We start from the raw sequence: 15,356 nt of genomic DNA, 5'->3' as shown, positions 1-15,356 counted from the left end.
GGCGGGCGTCAGCTCCGCATCGTGAACGGGTCGGCCACGGGCTCCTCGCTCGTGTTGATCCATACGCTCTTGAGCCGGGTGTACTCCTTGATGGTCTCGGTGCCGTGCTCGACGCCGACACCGCTGGCCTTGAAGCCCTGGCGCGGGGACATCGGGGACATGGCCCGGTAGGTGTTGACCCAGACCGTGCCCGCGTCGAGGCGGCCCGCCACCCGGTGGGCGCGGGACAGGTTGGTGGTCCAGATGCCGGCCGCGAGGCCGTACTCCGTGTCGTTGGCGAGGGCCACGACCTCGTCCTCGGTGTCGAAGGGCATGATCGCCACGACCGGGCCGAAGATCTCCTCGCGGACCACGCGCATGCTGTTGTCCACGTCGACCAGGACGGTCGGCTCGTAGAAGCAGCCGCCCGTGCCGCCGTCGGTGGGCGCGCCGCCGGTCAGCACGCGGGCGCCCTCCTCGCGCCCGAGGTCGACGTACGCGGCGACCTTGTCGCGCTGCGCCTCGAAGGCGAGCGGCCCGAGTTCGGTGGCGTCGTCGAGGGGGTCGCCGATGCGGATGGACTTGGCGCGCTCGCAGACCCGCTCCAGCAGCTCGTCGTAGACGGAGCGGTGGGCGAAGACGCGGCTGCCGGCGATGCAGGTCTGCCCGGCCGCGGCGAAGACACCGGCGATGACACCCATCGCGGCGTTCGCCACGTCGGCGTCCTCGAAGACGATCTGCGGCGACTTGCCGCCCAGTTCGAGGGTGGAGCCGATGAAGCGGCCCGCGGCCGACGCGGCGATCTTCGATCCGGTCGCCGTGGAACCGGTGAAGGAGATCTTGGCGAGGTCCTCGTGGTCGACGAGGGGCCCACCGGCCTCGGCGCCGTACCCGGTGACGACGTTGACGACGCCGGGCGGGAAGCCGGCCTCCAGAGCCAGCTCCGCGAGGCGCAGGCCACTGGCCGACGTGTACTCGGAGGGCTTGACGACCACCGTGTTGCCCGCGCACAGGGCGGGGGCCAGCTTGCTGGTGGTCAGGGTCAGCGGCGAGTTCCACGGGGTGATCGCGCCCACGACGCCGAGGGGTTCGCGGGCCGTGTAGTTGAGGACGGCGCGGTCGGAGGTGGGGATCGTCTCGCCGTGGATCTTGTCGGCGAGGCCCGCGTAGTAGTGGAAGTACTCGGGCAGCGAGGCGAGTTGGCCGCGCATCTCGCGCAGCAGCTTGCCGTTGTCCCGCGACTCCATGAGGGCGAGCTCCTCGGCGTTCTCGGCGATCAGCTCACCGAGGCGGCGCAGGAGGTGGCCCCGCTTGGTCTGGTTGAGGTCGCGCCAGCCCGGGTCCTCGAAGGCGGCGCGCGCGGCGGCGACGGCCTTGTCGATGTCGGCGGCGGTGCCGCGGGCGGCGCGGTAGAGGGTGCGGCCGGTGGCCGGGTCGGTGCTGTCGAAGTATTCCCCGGCGGCGGGCTCGACCCACCTGCCGCCGATGAAGTGCTTCCAGGTCGTGAGCGTCGTGGGCTCAGACATGTGCGGTGTCTCCAGGTGCGCTCTCGTCGGTGAGCTGTGCGCTCTGTGCGATGAACGTGGTGAGGGCCTCGGTGAACGCCTGAGGGCGCTCGACGGGCAGCATGTGTCGCGCCCCGGGCACGATCACGGCCCGGCAGTCGGGCAGCGCCGCGGCGAGGCGGTGTGTCATCTCCGGCGTGGAGCCGGGATCGTTCTCCCCGGTCACGGCCAGGGACGGCACGGTGATGTCACCGAGCCGCGGGCCGAGCTCGGCGTCGGCGCCCGCGAACACCCGGTAGCAGCCGAGGAAGGAGTCGACATCGTTCGCGCGCAATGTCGCCTCGGTGCGGCGCACCATGCCGGACGGCACGGTGGTGCCCGCGTACCAGCGCTCGATGGACGCCGCGGTGCTCGCCGCGAAGTCGCTCTCGGCATGGCGAAGCCGGGTCCGGACCGCCGCCCGCTCGTCGGGGGTGCGGCGGCAGACCGAGCTCACCGAGGTGAGCGTGCGCGTCAACTCCGGCCAGTGCAGCGCGAGCTGCTGGGCGACCAGCGCGCCGAGCGAGAACCCGACGAGGTGCGAGCCGGTCGGAATGTGCCCGGCGATCCCGTCGGCGAGCTCCGCCAGGGTCACGTCGCCGCGCACGGGCGGGCGGGCGCCGTGTCCGGGCAGATCGAGCGCGATGACGGTGAAACGGTCGGCCAGCAGGGCGGTGACGGGCTCCCACATGGTGCGGTCGAGGCCGACACCGTGCAGGAGTACGAGGGGCGGCTTGTCCATGGCGGTGCCTACTGCTCGGTGGCGAGCGGGGCGAGGCGGGCCTGCGGACGGCCCTGGGCCGCGGCGGCGAGGCCGATGACGATCTCGTCGGCACGCGGTCCGTCCGGGACCCGCACCTCGATGCTCTGGTGGTGGGAGCGGATGGTGGCATCGGTGATGTGCTTCAGCGGGATGTCGAAGACACCTCCGGCGACCGCACGCTTCTCCACGGCCGGGAGCAGCGTGGTGGCGTTCGCCGCCTTGCGGAAGTGGTCGCCGAACTTCAGCGTGTGGATCAGCGCGCTGCCGTGCTCGACCTCGCCGTCGAGGCCGACGATGGCGGCCTTCCCGTACGCCTCGACGGGCGCGCCGAGCGCCTCCACGACGCGCGGCGCGAGCAACTCGCCGAGCTGGGGCGCCACTTCGTCGATACCGGGCAGCAGGTCGTCGACGAAGCCCCGGCCCGCCCACGGGTTCTCGATCACGGCGAGCACCACCGCGGTGCGCGCCACCGAGTCGACGGGGCGGCCGCCCTCGGCGTGGATGTCTTCGACGTACGTCACGAACTTGCGGAGGTTCATCGGGCGGTCTCCAAGTCGGCGAGGCGGACCACGGGGTCCTGGCGGCGGTCTCCGATACGGGCATTGGGGCGCGGCCCCGAGGCGGCGGCGGCCACGACGACGATCTCGTCGGGGCGCGGCGCGTCCGGCACCCGGATCTGGACGGTCTGGTAGTGGGAGCGGGTGGCGGCGGCGGTCTTGTGCCACACCGGGACGGTCAGCGGCTCGCCCGCCGCGAGCCGGTCGTCGCTGAACACGATGATCGAGGTGCCCTCGGTCAGCTCACGCAGCACATTGCCGAAGTACGGGGTGTGGATCAAGGCCCCGCCGTGCTCGATCTCCCCGTCGAGCCCGACGACGGCCGCCTTGCCGAACGCCTCGACGTGCTCCACGCCGCCCAGCGTCTCGATCAGCCGGTCGGTGAGGAGGCGGCCGATGCCGGGCGCGATGTCCTCCACCTCGGGCCCCAGATCGGCGACGAATCCGCGCCCGGCCCAGGGGTTCTCGATCACGGCGGCCGCGGCGACGCGGCGTACGGGGGTCGCGACGGGCCGGCCGAGTTCCAGGAGGACCTCCTCCACCACGGTGACGACCTTGCGCAGTCTGCCTCGTGTGGGCGTGGCCCACAGCTGTTGGCCTGCTGATGGTTGCTGTGCCATGGCAGCGAGGCTAAGAGTGGTCCGGGGAGCCGTCAAGGGTTGGCAGCAAACAGGCGGCCCTGACCTAGGAGTTCCCGGTAATACAGCACAGGAAGCAGCGAATTCCGTCCGAACCATTGACATGACGGATGCCCGATTCCTACGGTCCTCTGCCATACAACAGATCTGCCATGCAAGAGCAGGCCGATCCGATCGATGGAGCCGCCATGTCAGTCACTCTGGAACATGCCACCGACCGCCCCGCCCGCCTCCGCGCCGCCTGGGACGCGGCCTGGAACCGGGGTGAAGTCGACGCCCTGGACGCCGTGTTGAGCCCCGGCTACGTGCGCCGCCGCGGTCCGGCCGGCACCGCTCAGGACCGCGCCGGGTTCAAGGAGAGCATCAGCGCGGTGCGCGCGGCGTTCCCCGATCTGCGGACCGAGATCGAGGATCTGGTCGTGGACGGGGACCGGCTGGCAGTCCGCTGGCGCAGCACGGGCCGGCACACCGACACGTTCATGGGTGTGCCGCCCACCGGCCGGCCGGTCGAGGTGTCCGGTGCCACGTTCGCCCGCTTCGACGGTGACACCGTCACCGAGGAGTCCGTGACCTTCGACTCCCGGCAGCTCCTCGAGGCGCTCGGCATCATCACGACGGCGCACGAGGCCGCCGTCGACGCCGACCTGGTCAAGGGGGTGCACCGCAAGTTCATCACCGGCGTCACGGTGGTGACCACCGACGACGACGGGACCCCCAGGGGTCTCGCGGTGAACGCGTTCGCCAGCATCTCGCTCGACCCGCCGATGGTCCTGGTGTGTGTCCAGCGCAGCTCGTCGACACACCCCGCGCTGCACCGTGCCACCCACATCGGCATCAACATCCTCGCGGCCGACCAGCTCGACGTGGCGAAGGTGTTCGCGAGCAAGGGCACCGACAAGTTCGCCGCCCTCGACTGGGCGCCCGGCGAGCACGGCGCCCCGCTGCTCGCAGGCTCCGCGGCCCAGCTGGAGGTGGAGATCGGTGAGCGCCTGGAGGCCGGGAGTCACACCGTCTTCACCGGACGTGTAGTGTCGGCGTCTCATTCTGAGCTCGCCCCGCTCGTCTACAGCGGTGGCGGCTTCTTCGACATCTCGCAGACGGCGCCCCTCCCGTGGTGACTCGCGTCCGCTTCCCGCACCCACGTTCTTTGGAGCACCCATGACCCATGACGCACAGGGTCCACCCGTCTACGGCAGCGCCGTCACCAAGGTCGAGCCGTTCGGTGTCGACCACATCCCCGACAGCGAGCGACACGGTAAACCGAGTTCACAGTTCTTCGTGTGGTTCGCCGCGGGGCTGAACTTCCCGGTCATCCTGCTCGGCTTCAGCGCCGCGTGGTTCGGGCTCAGCTTCACCACCGCCGTCGCCGCGATCGTCGTCGGCGCCGGTGTCGGCGCCGCCCTGATGGCCGTCATGTCGCGCATGGGCGTCCGCCTCGGTGTGCCGCAGCAGATCCAGGCGAGGGGGCCGCTGGGCTTCTTCGGCAACTTCCTGCCCGTCGCCTATATCAACGTGTTCTCCGGTGTGGGCTGGGCGGCCGTCACGGTCATCCTCGGTGGCAAGGCCTTCGCGGAGCTGAGCCACCTGCCGTACTGGCTGTGCGCCCTCCTGCTCACGGTGGTCGAGCTCGTGGTCGCCATCTTCGGCTACAACATGATCAATTTCCTGCAGCGGGCGCTGACGTACGTCCTCACCCCGCTGTTCGTGCTGATCACGGTCGTGGCGGTGGCCCGCGGCGGCAGCCTCTTCGAGGCCAACCCGCACGCGGACGGCTATGTCGGCACGGCCGGCGGCTCGATCACCCTCGGCGGCTGGTTCCTGGCGTTCCTCGTGGCGTGGATGCCCTTCGCCTCCGACTACTCGCGCTATCTGCCCGACACCGCGAAGGTCGTCCGGCAGACCACCTGGTACACCGCCTTCGGCAACTTCCTCACCATCGCCTGGCTCGGCATCCTCGGCGTCGTGGTCGGCGCCTCCGCCTCCAGCTCGGACACCATCACCGCCCTGCACGAGCTGATGGGCCCGTTCGCCGTCCCCGCGCTCGTCGCCGTGGGCCTGTCCGCGCTGGCCCAGAACTTCCTCAACGTCTACGGCGGCGCGATCTCCGTCCAGACCCTCAAGGTCCCCGTCACCCGCACCCAGGCGGTGGCCGGAATCTGCGTCCTCGCCTATGGCATCAGCCTGTGGGGTGCCTCCGGCACGGAGGACAAGTTCAAGGTCTTCCTCAACCTGACCGCGTACTTCATCGCCCCGTTCGCCGCCGTGCTCCTGATCGACTTCTACCTGGGCGGACGCGGCGACCCCCGCAGGATCGCCGAGCTCTACGACCGCTCCCGGGTCGTCGACTGGGGCCTGGTGGCCTGGGCGGCCGGCGTGGTGGCGTCCGTACCCTTCTGGGTGTCCGACATCTACACCGGCGCCTTCGCCTCGGCCCACCCGGGCGCCGGCGACCTCAGCATGCTCGTCGCGGCCGGTGTCGCGGTCGTCGTGTACCTGTTCACGTACCGGCTGAAGCCGCTGTGGCGACGGGCGGGCGGCGAGAACTCCGACGTCGACACGGCCACCGGCACCGGCACCGCCGCCGGGCAACTGCCGGAGCCCGCACCGGACTTGATCGGCCGCGGCTGACGGAGTGCCACCGCGGCGGGTGTGTCCGCCGCGGTGGCGGGTACGACACTTCCCGTGCAGGATGTCGCAGAAGCGGCGGAAGAGCGAGGAGTGCCCCAAGTGATTCGAAAACTGCAGGCTGTCGCGCTGGACTGTGCCGACCCCGTACAGCTCGCCGAGTTCTACGCGGAGCTGCTCGGCGGCCGCGTGGTCCTGGACCCCGACGATCCCGACTGGGTCGACGTGGTGGGGTTCGAGGGGACGCCCCTGGCCTGCCAGCGCGTGGACGGGTACCGGGCGCCGCAGTGGCCGGGCCAGGAGCGGCCGCAACAGGTCCACCTGGACTTCGACGTGGACGACCTCGAAGCGGACGAGAAGCGGGTGCTCGCTCTCGGCGCGACGCTCCTGGAGCGGACGGACCAGATCCGCCCGGACACCAACTGGCGGGTCTACGCGGACCCGGCAGGACACCCCTTCTGCCTCTGCCTGCACTGAGCGCGGCGGGCCGCCTCACTCCGTCGGCGCGGCCCGCTCCAGGTCGTCGATGCTCCCCGACATGATGTCCCGCACGTGCGCCGTGATGTGCTCCAACGGCCAGTCCCACCACGCCACTTGAAGGAGCCGCTCGACGTCGGCGTCGCTGTACCTGCGGCGGATGACACGGCCCGGATTGCCGCCGACGATGCCGTAGTCGGGGACGTCGTCGACGACCACGGACCCCGAGGCGATCACCGCCCCGTGCCCGATGCGGACGCCGGGCATCACCATCGCGCGGTAGCCGAACCACACGTCGTTGCCGACCACGGTGTCGCCCCGCCCCGGCAGCCCGGTGATGAGGTCGAAGTGCTCGGCCCAGGAGCCGCCCATGATCGGGAACGGGAACGTGGAGGCGCCGTCCATGCGGTGGTTGGCGCCGTTCATGATGAACCGCACGCCCTCCCCCAGCGCGCAGAACTTCCCGATGACCAGCTTCTCAGGGCCGTAGTGGTACAGCACGTTGCGGGTTTCAAAGGCGGTCGCGTCGTCCGGGTCGTCGTAGTACGAGAACTCGCCGACCTCGATGAGCGGCGACGTCACCAAGGGCTTGAGGAGGACGACCCGCGACTGCTCGGGCATCGGGTGCAGCACGGTCGGGTCGGCGGGAACGTTCGGTGTCACCAGTCGGCCTTTCTCAAGCACATGCGGAGCACATGGGGAGCACATGGGGAGCACATGGGGCCGCCGCGAGCGGCCGACCACCCATTGACATGACATTTGAACAAGAACGATCGTACTCGGGCCAGAGCGCACCAGAAGCCCGGAGCGAAGGGACGCCAGCCGAGATGCCGTTCATGCCGTTCGATGTGTTGACCATGGGCCGCGTGGGAGTGGACGTGTATCCGCTCCAGACGGGCGTGGGGCTCGCGGAGGTGTCGACGTTCGGGAAGTACCTCGGCGGCAGCCCGACGAACGTCGCGGTCGCCGCGGCCCGCTACGGACGGCGGGCGTCGGTGATCACGAAGACGGGCGCGGACCCCTTCGGTGATTTCGTGCGAACCGCCTTGGCGGGCTACGGCGTTGATGCCTCCTTCGTCGGAACGTCGGATGTCGCGCCGACGCCGGTGACGTTCTGCGAGATCTTCCCGCCGGACGATTTCCCGCTGTACTTCTACCGGTTGCCGAAGGCCCCGGACCTGGACATCCGCCCCGACGACCTCGATCTGGACGCGGTGGCGGCGGCCCGGATCTTCTGGATGACGGGGACCGGCCTCTGCGAGGAGCCCTCCCGTTCGGCGACGCTGGCGGCGCTCCAGCACCGGGCGAAGCAGGGGACGACGGTCTTCGACCTGGACTGGCGGCCCGTGTTCTGGCAGGACACCGCCCAGGCTCGGGTGTACTACCGCGAGGCACTCGCCCACACCACGGTGGCCGTCGGCAATCTCGACGAGTGCGAGATCGCGACCGGTGAGCGGGAGCCGCACGCGGCGGCAACGGCCCTGCTGGCGGCGGGCGTCGAGCTGGCCGTCGTGAAGCAGGGCCCCAAGGGTGTGCTCGCCATGGACCGCACCGGCGCGGTGGCCGAGCTGCCACCGGTACCGGTGGACGTGGTCAACGGGCTCGGCGCGGGCGACGCGTTCGGCGGCGCGCTGTGCCACGGGCTGCTTTCTGGCTGGGACGTGGCACGGGCTGTGTCGTTCGCCAACGCGGCGGGCGCGCTGGTGGCGGGCCGTCTCGCCTGCTCGGACGCCATGCCCACGGCGCCAGAGGTCGAGGAGAAGCTCCGTGAGGTGAACGGTGGAGCCTGAGGAGCAGACGGTGCGCCACTGAATGCCTGCCGTCCTACAGCCCGACGGCCAACGTCGCGACGACCGGGGCGAGATACAGCACCGGGAACGCGACCGTCTTGTAGGAGCGCGCCCGCAGCACGGTGACGACCGCGCCGACGAAGTACAGGATCAGGCCGATCGCGGCCGCGATGCCGACGGCCGGCACGGCGAGGCCGGCCAACAGGCCCACGGCGCCCACGAGTTTGGCCACGGCGAGCCGGGGCCACCAGGTCTCGGGGACCCCGTACGAGACGAGGGGGTCCACGACGAACTCGGCGCGGCGCAGCAGCGAGATGCCGGAGAAAGCGACCCAGAGGGCCGTCAGAACGGTGACGATGACGACGGTGATGGACATACGGCCAAGGGTCCTCGTCGCCGTGGGCGGTATCAACGGCCGTCGCGGTAACGAGCGATAATCCCCGGGTTAACGATGGGGAGGGGGCTCAGGGGTGGAGCTGCGCGACATCGAGATCATCCTGACGCTCGCGGACGAGCTGCACTTCGGCCGGACCGCCGAGCGGCTGCACATCTCGGCGGCCAGGGTGAGCCAGGTGGTCAAGACGCAGGAGCGGCGCATCGGCGCGGCCCTGTTCGAGCGGACCAGCCGGTCGGTGCGGCTCACGCCGATCGGCCGGCGCCTGGCCGAGGGCCTGCGGCAGGGGCAGGATGCCATCAACGCCGCCGTCGCGGAGGCCCACGCCGCCGCCCGCGGTGTGTCCGGCACGCTCACGCTCGGTGTGATGGGTGCGCTGGGCCATGAACTGCGGGCGCACATCGGGCACTTCGGCAAGCTGTATCCCGAGTGCGAGGTGCGGCTTCAGGAGGTCCACTTCAGCAATCCGTACGGCCCGCTGCGCCGCGGCGAGGTGGACGTGCTGGTGCTGTGGCTGCCGGTCGACGAGCCCGATGCGACCGTGGGCCCCGTGGTGCTGACGGAGGGGCGGGTGCTCGCGGTGTGGGCGGGGCACGAACTGTCCGGGCACGCCGGCGTCTCCCTGGAGGACTTGGCGGGCCGCACCGTCATCGACCTCGGCCCCGAAGTACCGCAGGAGTGGGGCGAGGCCATGCTGCCCACCCGTACACCCAGTGGGCGCGTGATCCCGCGCGGTTTCCCCGTACGCACCTTCCACGAGGTCCTCACCCAGGTCGCCGCCCGCGCCGTGATCACGCCGCTCAACGCGCACGTCCTGCGCTACTACCGCCACCCCGGCGTGGAGTTCCTGCCGATTCGGGACGCGCCGCCGACCGAGTGGGCGCTGGTGTGGCGCACGACGAGCGAGACCGCGCAGATCCGGGCCTTCGCGGAGGCGGCCCGCGCGTTCGGGGTGCGCAGTGCCGGATGACGACACGGGGCCGAGCGGATCCCGAGGCGTTTGACCCGTCCCACCCCGGGCAGGCACTACCGCCGACGAGCATTGCTTGATTCCGGAACTTCTCACGGGTCGAAGAGATCGAGGTTCATGTGTCGGTCAGGCTTGAGGCCGAGCACCTGTACAAGGTGTTCGGCAGGCGACAGGAAGAGGCGGTCGAGCGGCTCCGCTCCGGGGCCGACCGGGAGGAGCTGCGGTCCGAAGGGACCACCGCGGGCGTGATCGACGCCTCCTTCTCGGTGGAGTCCGGCAAGCTCTTCGTCGTCATGGGCCTGTCGGGATCGGGCAAGTCGACACTTCTTCGCATGCTCAACGGCCTGTCGGAGCCGACCTCCGGTCACGTGAGGTTCGACGGCCAGGACCTGACCGCCCTGCCCGCCAAGGAGCTGCGGGCGGTCCGCTCCCACAAGATCAGCATGGTCTTCCAGCACTTCGCGCTGTTCCCGCACCGCAGTGTGCTCGAGAACGCGGCCTACGGCCTCGCGGTGCAGGGTGTGCCGCGCGCGGAGCGTGAGCGGCGGGCCACGGAGGCCCTGGGGCTGACCGGGCTCGAGGGCTGGGAGAGCTCCTTCCCCGACGAGCTCTCCGGCGGCATGCAGCAGCGCGTGGGCCTGGCCCGCGCGCTCGCCACGGACGCCGAACTGCTGCTGATGGACGAGTCGTTCAGCGCCCTCGACCCGCTGATCCGGCGGGACATGCAGGACCAGCTGCTCGTGCTCCAGAAGAAGCTCAAGAAGACCATCGTCTTCATCACGCACGACCTGAACGAGGCCATGCGCCTCGGCGACCGCATAGCCGTCATGCGCGACGGCCGCATCGTACAGAACGGCACACCGGAGGACATCCTGGTCCGCCCGGCGGACGACTACGTCGCCAACTTCATCCAGGACGTGGACCGTTCACGGGTGCTGACCGCAGGGGCCGTCATGGAGTCCCCCGACGCACTGCGCGCGGGCTCGGGCCGGACGGACCTCACCGACACCGAGCTGCTCACGAAGGCACCCGTCCGCGTCGGCCCCGACACTCCGCTCGCCGAACTGTTCGCGCCGTGCGCGCAGCGGACCGCCGCGCCCGTCGCCGTCGTCGAGGACGAGATGCTGACGGGTGTGGTCAGCCAGGAGCGGCTGCTGGCCGTGCTCGGCGAGGCCGCGACCGGGGCGCAGGACGACACCCGGGACGCGGCCCTCGGCCGCCCCGTCAGCGGACCTTCTTGATGGGGATCACCACCAGGGCGCCCACCACGCAGATCGCCGCCGCTACCTGGAGCATCGTCGCGTAGCTGTCGCCGCCGACCGTGGTGACGAGGAAGCCGGCGAGGCCCGGGGCGAGCGCCTGGGGGCCCGCGTTGGCGACGTTGAAGACACCGAGGTCCTTCGCCGCGTTGTCGGGATCGGGCAGGACGTCCATCACCAGCGCGATGTCGACGCCGATGTACATGCCGTAGCCGAGCCCGAGCACCAACTCCGCCCAGTAGAAGGCCCCTATGGACTCCACGTGCACCAGCATGTACGTGCCGATGCCGAAGAGCAGGGTGGCCGCCCCCACGAACACCTTGCGGCGGCCCGTCTTGTCCGACAGCCATCCGGCCGTCTGCGAGGCCACCATCAGGGCGACCGTGTAGACGAGGATGCCGGTGGCCATCGCGCCGGTGGCCTCGCTCGCCGACAGATCGAGCTGGTGCTCCAGGTACATGAGCCGGAACGTGGTGAACATGTACGCCGCCAGGATCACCATGAACCGAGAGGCGAACGCCCAGCCGAAGTCGGGGTGCTGGCGCGGATTCACCCAGAACGTCTTGACCGCGGTGCGCCAGCCGCCGTCGGTCCGCGGGCGCTCGCGCAGCGGGACGTCCGGGAGCATCACTGCGTACAGCACCATCGCGGCGAGACCCACGAGGCCCGGCACCATGAACAGCAACAGCATGTCGTGGCCGAGGAGTTGACCCGCGTACGCGGCGCCCAGCACGCCCGCGTTCTGCATCAGGCCGATGAGCCCTGACACCTTGCCGCGCTGCCGGGTCGGCACCTGGTCGGCGACGGAGGCCAGATAGGCGGCGAGTGCGGCGTTCGCGCAGATCTGGGCGAACAGCCAGGCCACGGCGACGGTGGCCACGTTCGGGGCGAGGGCGATCACCAGCAGGCAGGCGGTGAGCCCGGCCGCTCCGGACACCAGCCAGGGGCGGCGGCGTCCGAAGCGGCCCGTGGTCATGTCGCTGATCCGGCCGAAGATCGGGTTGGCGAGGAAGGCGCCGACAGCTCCGAGTGAGGAGACGGTGGCCAGGGCGGTGATGGCGTCGCCGTCGGCGGTGAGGGTCTGCAGCTTCAGGGTGAGGCTGACGTAGACGGGTGTGAGGAGGGCGAGGTACAGGCCGGCCTGGGCGATCGCGAGGAAGACGACGAGCCGGGGCGGGGCCTTGCGGGTGGGTGGGGGGATGGTGGGGTTGGCGACGGAGCCGGATCTTGGGGTCTCGGTGTCGGTGTCGACGTCGGCGTTGTTCGGGGTGGATCCCATGGTTCGCCTCCTTGCGAGCCAGGGTGGATGTGGGGGGCGCTCGTTGCGGCGCGGCGGGGTTGCGGACGCGGAGTTCCGCCCCGGACCCCGCGCCTCAAACGCCGGCGAGGCTTAAATTGCCGAGTGGGAGCTTGATGTGCCCAGCTTCAGCAGCGCGTCCCGGTTGTGCTTCAGGAGGTCGAAGCGGTCCAGCTCCGTCGTGTCGATCTCGGCGATGTGCCAGGCGAGGGTGGGGCCTCCGGCCTCGATCGCGGCGGGGACGTCGACGTCTCCCGTGCCGATCGGGGTCTGCGGTTCCTGGCGTACCGCCTTGCCGTCCTTGAGGTGTGCGGCGACCACCCGGCCGTCGAGCGCGCGCAGCACGGCCGCCGGGTCCTGGCTCGCGACGGTCGCCCAGTAGACGTCGAGTTCGGCGATGACCTGCGCGCCGGTCAACTCCCAGAACACGTCGTACCCGTGGCGGCCGTCGGGCAGCGTCGTCCACTCCAGCTCGTGGTTGTGGTAGCCGAGGCGGATGCCGTGCCCGGCCAGTTCGGTGGCGGCCTCGTCGACGCGGGCGGCGAACCGGGTCAGCGTGTCCAGGTCGCCGAACACGTCGCGGCCGAAGTGGTCCCCGCCGTCGAAGCCCTCGACGAGCCCGGGGATCGGGATGAAGACGGTGTCGGTGCCGAGGATGCGGCACTCCTCTGCGAGGGTGGCCAGCTCGCCGGCGGCGATCGAGGCGTGCAGGGAGCAGACGGAGAGGCCCGCCGCGTCCAGGTCGGCGCGGAGTGCGCGGGCCTTGGCCAGGCGCTCGTCGGCGGGGGTGCGCCAGTCGCCGAAGCCGAAGGGCTCGACGTAGCGGTAGCCGAGTTCGGCGACGCGGGCGAGGGTGCCCGCGCGGTCCTTGTCCAGGTCCTCGCGGAGGCTGAACAGCTGGACGGCGAGGGTGGCGTGCGTGGTGGTCATGGTGGGTCGGTCCTCCGGGTCAGTCGACGATGAGCGGGCGGAGCGTGCTGTGGGCGATGTCGAGCCCCTGGACGACCTTTTCCGGGGTGCCGCCCCAGACGGGGTCCTCGTGCTCGACGGAGAGGGTGCCGGTGAAGCCGTGCTCGTAGAGGCGGTCGAGGACCGTCCCCCAGTCGACCTGGCCGCGCCCGGGGACGCGGTAGCGCCACCAGCCCATGTCCCAGGGGTTCTTCGTACGGTCGCGGGCGGGGCCGAAGTGGCCGTAGCGCTGCCGGTCGTGCGGCCGCAGCTCGACGTCCTTGGCCTGGGCGTGCACGATCCGGTCCGCGTACGGCGCGATCGTCTCGACCGGGTCGATGCCGATCCAAGTCAGGTGGGACGGGTCCCAGTTGAGGTACAGGCCCAGGTCGAACATCCACTCCCACAGCTCCGGGGAGTAGGCGAGGTTGCCGGGGTAGCCGTCCGGGTGCCAGCCCTCCATCACGCAGTTCTCGATGATGAGCTTGACGCCGCGTTCACCCGCGTAGTCGACGAGTTCGGGGAAGATCCGCTCCGCCTCGGCGAGGTTCTCGGCGACCGGCTTCGTCCAGTCGCGGCCGATGAAGGTGCCCACGTAGGGGACGTTCAGGCGCTGGGCGGTGTCGATGGCGTGCTTGAGGATGGGTGCCGTACGCGGCGCGCTGCGCCGGGTCGGGGTGGAGGTGGTTCTCGTAGTAGGCGAGCGCGGAGATCTCCAGGCCGTGCCGGTCGAGGAGGGCGCGGGTGCGCTCCTCGTCCTCGCCCGTGAAGGTGGCCACGGGCAGGTGGGCGGCTTCGAAGTCGCGGCCTCCCGTGCCGGGCCAGACGGCGACTTCGAGGGCCTGGTAGCCGCGGCCCGCGGCGTAGTCGGCGATCCTTTCGAGGTCCCAGGAGGGCAGGCAGGCGGTGAGCATGCCGAGTTTGATCTGGCTCGTGGTGGGTTCACTCATGGGTCAGTTCACCTTTGTCCAGGTGCCGTTGGCGGATGAGGTCAGGAAGGCGTCGACGAGACGGGCGGAGCGCAGCCCGTCGGCGAAGAGCGGGAGCCCTTCGGGTGTCTCGCCGGTGGTGACGGCCTCGTACACGTCGGCGACGAACGCGGCGAAGCAGTCGACGTAGCCCTGCGGGTGGCCGGGCGGGACGACGTTGAGGCGCTGCTGTTCGGGAGAGGTGTGTCCGGCGCCGCGGTGCAGGATGCGGGAGGAGTCCTCGCCGCCGAGCCAGAGGGTGTCCGGGTTCTCCTGGTCGAAGACGGCGCTGCCGGCCGAGCCGTCGAGTTCGAACCAGAGGCGGTTCTTGCGGCCCGCGGAGACCTGGGACACCACGGTCGAGGCGAGTGCCCCGCTCTCGGTGCGCAGGAGCAGCGCGGCGGCGTCCTCGGTGGTGACGGTGGAGCGCTCACCTTCGACCGAACTGGCCGTCGTCGAGAAGGACTTGGCATCCGTGGCCGAAGGGCGGTCGGGGACGGTGACCGTACGGTGTGCCGTCAGTTCCGTGAAGCGGTCGCCGGTGACCCATTCGACGAGGTCGCACCAGTGCGAGCCGATGTCGGCGAAGGCGCGGGACTCTCCCCCGGCCCCCGGGTCCACGCGCCAGCCGGACGCGTCCGGGTCGAGCATCCAGTCCTGAAGGTAACTGCCGTGCAGCAGGTGCCAGTTGCCGAATTCCCCGGCAAGGGCTCGGCTGCGCAACTCCCGTACGAGGGGGTGGTAGCGGTACACGAACGGTACGGCGGCGACGGTGCCGGCCCGGTCGGCGGCCGCCACCAGGCGCTCGGCGTCGGCCGCGCCGGTCGCCAGGGGCTTCTCGCACACCACGTGCTTGCCTGCCGCGAGGGCGCGTTCGGCGTACGCGGCGTGGGTGCGGTTGGGGGTGCAGATGTGCACGACGTCGACGTCCGCGTCAGCGAGGAGGTCGTCGAAGTCCCCATAGGCGGCGACGGGTTGGCCGGGGGCCGACCAGTCGGCGGCGACCTGCGCGGACCGCTCCGGGCTGGAGGCGAGCACGCCGGTGAGGCGGCCTCCGGCGGTGCGGACCGAGCGGCGGTGCACCTCGGCGATCATGCCCGCGCCGACGATCGCGGAGCGGACCTGGGCAGTCACGGAGCGGTCCTGG

The 15,356-nt window shown here is 70.8% G+C and carries 17 protein-coding genes; 6 read left to right on the top strand and 11 right to left on the bottom strand.

The window, feature by feature from the left end:
• Positions 1-8: 8 nt before the first annotated feature.
• The 4 genes from ACOKM3_RS36895 to ACOKM3_RS36880 are packed head-to-tail and all read right to left on the bottom strand — an operon-like array spanning position 9 to position 3,463.
• Positions 9-1,505: an aldehyde dehydrogenase gene (locus ACOKM3_RS36895; protein ID WP_426905612.1), complete on the bottom strand. Its 1,497-nt coding sequence runs from the start codon at positions 1,503-1,505 to the stop codon at positions 9-11.
• Positions 1,498-2,265, bottom strand: coding sequence for an alpha/beta fold hydrolase (locus tag ACOKM3_RS36890; protein ID WP_426905611.1), 768 nt, complete (start codon positions 2,263-2,265; stop codon positions 1,498-1,500). The genes ACOKM3_RS36895 and ACOKM3_RS36890 overlap by 8 nt, the downstream gene beginning before the upstream one ends.
• Positions 2,266-2,273: 8 nt before the next feature.
• Positions 2,274-2,825 (bottom strand): amino acid synthesis family protein, encoded by a 552-nt coding sequence (locus ACOKM3_RS36885; RefSeq protein ID WP_426905610.1) that lies wholly within the window; start codon positions 2,823-2,825, stop codon positions 2,274-2,276.
• Entirely contained in the window at positions 2,822-3,463 is a 642-nt protein-coding gene (locus tag ACOKM3_RS36880; protein ID WP_426905609.1) for an amino acid synthesis family protein, read from the bottom strand. Before ACOKM3_RS36880 ends, ACOKM3_RS36885 begins: the two co-directional genes overlap by 4 nt.
• A 206-nt stretch (positions 3,464-3,669) precedes the next feature.
• On the opposite strand from ACOKM3_RS36880, the gene ACOKM3_RS36875 reads away from it, so the two are divergent.
• The 3 genes from ACOKM3_RS36875 to ACOKM3_RS36865 all read left to right on the top strand — a co-directional run bounded on the left by ACOKM3_RS36875 (position 3,670) and on the right by ACOKM3_RS36865 (position 6,583).
• Positions 3,670-4,599: a flavin reductase gene (locus ACOKM3_RS36875; protein ID WP_426905608.1), complete on the top strand. Its 930-nt coding sequence runs from the start codon at positions 3,670-3,672 to the stop codon at positions 4,597-4,599.
• 40 nt (positions 4,600-4,639) lie between these two features.
• Positions 4,640-6,109, top strand: coding sequence for a purine-cytosine permease family protein (locus ACOKM3_RS36870; protein ID WP_426905607.1), 1,470 nt, complete (start codon positions 4,640-4,642; stop codon positions 6,107-6,109).
• Positions 6,110-6,208: 99 nt separating this feature from the next.
• Positions 6,209-6,583 (top strand): VOC family protein, encoded by a 375-nt coding sequence (locus tag ACOKM3_RS36865; protein WP_426905606.1) that lies wholly within the window; start codon positions 6,209-6,211, stop codon positions 6,581-6,583.
• A gap of 15 nt (positions 6,584-6,598) precedes the next feature.
• On the opposite strand, the gene ACOKM3_RS36860 is transcribed toward ACOKM3_RS36865, so the two are convergent.
• Positions 6,599-7,204 carry a CatB-related O-acetyltransferase gene (locus ACOKM3_RS36860; protein ID WP_426906988.1) on the bottom strand — a complete coding sequence of 202 codons (606 nt, stop codon included), beginning with the start codon at positions 7,202-7,204 and terminating at the stop codon, positions 6,599-6,601.
• Positions 7,205-7,419: 215 nt separating this feature from the next.
• On the opposite strand from ACOKM3_RS36860, the gene iolC reads away from it, so the two are divergent.
• Complete coding sequence (gene iolC / locus ACOKM3_RS36855) at positions 7,420-8,373, top strand: 5-dehydro-2-deoxygluconokinase (protein ID WP_426905605.1); 954 nt, start codon at positions 7,420-7,422, stop codon at positions 8,371-8,373.
• Between the two features lie 34 nt (positions 8,374-8,407).
• On the opposite strand, the gene ACOKM3_RS36850 is transcribed toward iolC, so the two are convergent.
• Entirely contained in the window at positions 8,408-8,749 is a 342-nt protein-coding gene (locus ACOKM3_RS36850) for a DoxX family protein (RefSeq protein ID WP_426905603.1), read from the bottom strand.
• Between the two features lie 94 nt (positions 8,750-8,843).
• Between ACOKM3_RS36850 and ACOKM3_RS36845 the strand changes: the two genes are divergently transcribed.
• Together ACOKM3_RS36845 and ACOKM3_RS36840 are read left to right on the top strand one after the other, a co-directional pair.
• Positions 8,844-9,737 (top strand): LysR family transcriptional regulator, encoded by an 894-nt coding sequence (locus ACOKM3_RS36845; RefSeq protein WP_426905602.1) that lies wholly within the window; start codon positions 8,844-8,846, stop codon positions 9,735-9,737.
• Between the two features lie 119 nt (positions 9,738-9,856).
• Positions 9,857-10,978, top strand: coding sequence for a quaternary amine ABC transporter ATP-binding protein (locus ACOKM3_RS36840; protein ID WP_426905601.1), 1,122 nt, complete (start codon positions 9,857-9,859; stop codon positions 10,976-10,978).
• On the opposite strand, the gene ACOKM3_RS36835 is transcribed toward ACOKM3_RS36840, so the two are convergent.
• The 5 genes from ACOKM3_RS36835 to ACOKM3_RS36815 all read right to left on the bottom strand — a co-directional run bounded on the left by ACOKM3_RS36835 (position 10,962) and on the right by ACOKM3_RS36815 (position 15,343).
• A complete protein-coding gene (locus ACOKM3_RS36835) occupies positions 10,962-12,275 on the bottom strand; it encodes an MFS transporter (RefSeq protein WP_426905600.1) in 1,314 nt (437 codons plus the stop codon). The two genes, ACOKM3_RS36840 and ACOKM3_RS36835, sit on opposite strands and share 17 nt — an antisense overlap.
• A 111-nt stretch (positions 12,276-12,386) precedes the next feature.
• Entirely contained in the window at positions 12,387-13,223 is an 837-nt protein-coding gene (locus ACOKM3_RS36830; protein ID WP_426905599.1) for a sugar phosphate isomerase/epimerase family protein, read from the bottom strand.
• A gap of 19 nt (positions 13,224-13,242) precedes the next feature.
• On the bottom strand, positions 13,243-13,836 hold the full coding sequence (locus tag ACOKM3_RS36825) for a sugar phosphate isomerase/epimerase family protein (RefSeq protein WP_426905598.1): 594 nt from the start codon (positions 13,834-13,836) through the stop codon (positions 13,243-13,245).
• Entirely contained in the window at positions 13,739-14,191 is a 453-nt protein-coding gene (locus ACOKM3_RS36820) for a sugar phosphate isomerase/epimerase family protein (RefSeq protein ID WP_426905597.1), read from the bottom strand. Before ACOKM3_RS36820 ends, ACOKM3_RS36825 begins: the two co-directional genes overlap by 98 nt.
• A 3-nt stretch (positions 14,192-14,194) precedes the next feature.
• Positions 14,195-15,343 carry a Gfo/Idh/MocA family protein gene (locus tag ACOKM3_RS36815; protein WP_426905596.1) on the bottom strand — a complete coding sequence of 383 codons (1,149 nt, stop codon included), beginning with the start codon at positions 15,341-15,343 and terminating at the stop codon, positions 14,195-14,197.
• Between the last annotated feature and the right edge of the window lie 13 nt (positions 15,344-15,356).

The sequence above is a fragment of the Streptomyces nidicola genome, from assembly GCF_050106155.1.
Classification (GTDB): domain Bacteria; phylum Actinomycetota; class Actinomycetes; order Streptomycetales; family Streptomycetaceae; genus Streptomyces.
Note: the sequence above shows the minus strand (reverse complement) of the source record. Positions and strands in the feature narration are given on the sequence as shown.

Coding starts and splice junctions, on each gene's coding strand:
- ACOKM3_RS36850 (WP_426905603.1), bottom strand. CDS start 8,749: ATGTCCATCACCGTCGTCATCGTCACCGTTCTGACGGCCCTCTGGGTC.
- ACOKM3_RS36860 (WP_426906988.1), bottom strand. CDS start 7,204: ATGCCCGAGCAGTCGCGGGTCGTCCTCCTCAAGCCCTTGGTGACGTCG.
- ACOKM3_RS36835 (WP_426905600.1), bottom strand. CDS start 12,275: ATGGGATCCACCCCGAACAACGCCGACGTCGACACCGACACCGAGACC.
- ACOKM3_RS36875 (WP_426905608.1), top strand. CDS start 3,670: ATGTCAGTCACTCTGGAACATGCCACCGACCGCCCCGCCCGCCTCCGC.
- ACOKM3_RS36890 (WP_426905611.1), bottom strand. CDS start 2,265: ATGGACAAGCCGCCCCTCGTACTCCTGCACGGTGTCGGCCTCGACCGC.
- ACOKM3_RS36870 (WP_426905607.1), top strand. CDS start 4,640: ATGACCCATGACGCACAGGGTCCACCCGTCTACGGCAGCGCCGTCACC.
- ACOKM3_RS36830 (WP_426905599.1), bottom strand. CDS start 13,223: ATGACCACCACGCACGCCACCCTCGCCGTCCAGCTGTTCAGCCTCCGC.
- ACOKM3_RS36820 (WP_426905597.1), bottom strand. CDS start 14,191: ATGAGTGAACCCACCACGAGCCAGATCAAACTCGGCATGCTCACCGCC.
- ACOKM3_RS36880 (WP_426905609.1), bottom strand. CDS start 3,463: ATGGCACAGCAACCATCAGCAGGCCAACAGCTGTGGGCCACGCCCACA.
- ACOKM3_RS36885 (WP_426905610.1), bottom strand. CDS start 2,825: ATGAACCTCCGCAAGTTCGTGACGTACGTCGAAGACATCCACGCCGAG.
- ACOKM3_RS36895 (WP_426905612.1), bottom strand. CDS start 1,505: ATGTCTGAGCCCACGACGCTCACGACCTGGAAGCACTTCATCGGCGGC.
- iolC (WP_426905605.1), top strand. CDS start 7,420: ATGCCGTTCGATGTGTTGACCATGGGCCGCGTGGGAGTGGACGTGTAT.